This is a genomic window from Stenotrophomonas sp. 278, from assembly GCF_003935715.1.
Lineage (GTDB): Bacteria > Pseudomonadota > Gammaproteobacteria > Xanthomonadales > Xanthomonadaceae > Stenotrophomonas > Stenotrophomonas maltophilia_AH.
In genome coordinates, this window is the sequence record NZ_RHPP01000257.1 from 1 (window position 1) to 2,457 (window position 2,457).

Sequence of the window (2,457 nt, forward strand, 5' to 3'; positions counted from 1 at the left end):
CACGTACGCCCAGCGCAGCGCCGGTAGCACCAGCCCCGGCCGCACTGCCGTGGGATGCCCTGCTGCAGCGCGCCGGGCTGCGCAGCGGCTGGACCCTGCCGCTGGCGTGGGTGGTCAGCGGCGTGCTGCTGGCGTGGCTGGCCGCGGCACGCATCGGCACCGCGTGGATGTGGCCGATCACCCTGGCCCTGTCCGCGCTCGTACTGGGCGTGTGGCTGTCGCGCCGCATCCTCGGCGTTCAGCGCAGGCTGCTGCGCCAGTTGCCTGACTTCCTCGACAACCTGGTGCGCCTGACCGCCTTGGGCAACAGCCTGCAGATGGCGTTCCAGACCGCCAGCCAGCAGGTGCCCGTACCACTGCGCGGTTTGCTGGACGACACGCTTTCGGGCGCGCGCAGCGGGCTGGACCTGGACCGCGCGCTCAGCCAGGCCAGCCGTCCCTACCGCCTGGAAGTGCTCGATGTGCTGGCCGTGGTGTTGGGTGTGAGCATCCGCATCGGCGGCCGTTCCGATCAGATTCTGCAGCGCCTGAGCGATTTCATGCGCGACCTCGAACAGGCCCAGCAGGAGTTGATGGCAACCACCTCGGAAACCCGCATGTCGGCCTGGGTGCTGGGTCTGCTGCCGCCGCTGTGTGCGCTGCTGATGGCCATTGCCAGCCCGGACTTCTTCCAGCCGGTACTGCACGCGCCGCTCGGCCACAAGCTGCTCGGCGCGGCGCTGCTGCTGGAGTTGATTGGCGGCTTCCTGCTGTACCGACTGGCGCGTTCGCTATGAACGCGCATCCGCTGTGGTTCATCGCGCTGTTGCTGCTGGCTGCCGGACTAGGCCTGCTGGGCGTGGTCGCCTTGTTGCGTGGTGCCCGGCAGCAGCGACACGCGGCGGCGTTGCAAAGCGCATTGCACCCGCGCGAGTCAACCGCGGATGCCAGCGCGACGGCCAGCGCAGGCACCGCACCGTCCTCCCCTGCTTCCGACGGCGGCCCGCGCGGGCTGGGCTGGCTGGCCGCACTGGGCGAACACTTCCATGGGGGCCGTCTGCAGGCCGCGCTGCTGGCTCCAGAGGACCGGCTGCTGCTGGACCAGGCCGGCTGGAACACCCGCAGTGGCACCGCGATCTTCCTGGCCCTGCGCCTGCTGCTGGCGGTACTGTGCCTGCTGCTGGCGCTGGCCCTGTTCGACAGCAGCGGCGTGCAACGTATCGTGGTGATGCTGGCCGCGCTGGCGTTCGGCATCCTGCTGCCCAAGTTCGCGCTGCGCGCCTGGGCCAGACGGCTGCGCCAACGCGTCAATGCGGAACTGCCGCTGCTGATTGACCTGTTGCGCCTGCTGCAGGGCGTCGGCTTCAGCATGGACCAGAGCCTGCAGACCCTCGGCGACAAACTGCGCGGGGCGATACCGGTGCTGGGCCGGGAAATCCACCAGGCCAATATTGCCTACATGCACGGTCGTACCCGCGCGCAGTCGCTGCGGCGGCTGGGCGAGTCGTTCGACGATGAGGACCTGCGCAGCCTGGTGCAGCTGATGCTGCAGGTGCATGAGCATGGCGGCGCGGTGCAGGAGCCGCTCAAGCAGTTCAGCCTGCGCCTGCGCGAACACCGCCGCGCCACGTTGAAAGAGAAGGTCGGCAAGCTCTCGGTGAAGATGACCGTGGTGATGATGCTGACCCTGTTGCCAGCCTTGATGCTGGTGCTGTCCGGCCCGGCGATCATCGCCCTGGCCGACGCCATGACCAGACTGGGGTCCTGACATGCGTACGCACGTACTCCCGTTCCTGATGCTGATCGGCGCGACCACGCTGGCCGGCTGCAGCACCACTTCTGTTGCCCAGTACAAGCAGGATCCGGTCAGTCTGGCCGCACCGGAACGGCCGCCACAGGACGACAAGCAGCTGTATCTGGAACTGATCACCCAGATGCAGCGGCAAGGTGCGTGGTACGCCTCGCTGGCGCATGTGGACGCGTACCGCCAGCGTTACGGCGACAGCCCGGCGCTGCGCCTGCTGCAGGCCGACGCGCTGCGCGAAACCGGCCAGCTGCCGGGTGCGCAGACCCTGTACGCCAGCCTCATCAATGGCCCGCAGTCCGCGGCCGCATGGCATGGGCTCGGATTGATCGCGGTGCGTAACGGTGACGACACCCAGGCCGAGCAGGCGCTGGCCCGCGCGGTGCAGCTGCAACCGCTGAACACCGACTACCTCGGGGACCTGGGCTTTGCGCGCCTGCGCGCCGGCCAGCTGGAACAGGCACGCGAACCGCTGGCCAAGGCAGCGGAGCTCGCGCCGGGCAACGTCAAGGCCAACGCCAATCTGGCGGTGTACGCGCTGCTGCGCAATGACACCGCCACCGCGGAACGGATCTTCAACAGCGCGGCGCTGCCTGAGGCGGCGCGCCAGGAAGTGCGGCGGCTGGCGCAGCAGCTGCGTCTTCCTGCCGCGCGCGCCGAAGCCCCGGCCACCG

3 protein-coding genes are annotated in these 2,457 nt (G+C 69.2%); all 3 read left to right on the top strand.

The window, feature by feature from the left end:
* Positions 1–776 (top strand): type II secretion system F family protein (locus EGJ34_RS21335; RefSeq protein WP_125362403.1); only part of this gene is annotated, 776 nt, incomplete at its 5' end.
* Positions 773–1,747, top strand: a complete 975-nt coding sequence (locus EGJ34_RS21340; protein ID WP_125362404.1) for a type II secretion system F family protein — start codon at positions 773–775, stop codon at positions 1,745–1,747. The genes EGJ34_RS21335 and EGJ34_RS21340, both read left to right, overlap by 4 nt.
* Before the next feature lies 1 nt (position 1,748).
* On the top strand, positions 1,749–2,457 hold a 709-nt coding region (locus EGJ34_RS21345), incomplete at its 3' end, for a tetratricopeptide repeat protein (RefSeq protein WP_125362405.1).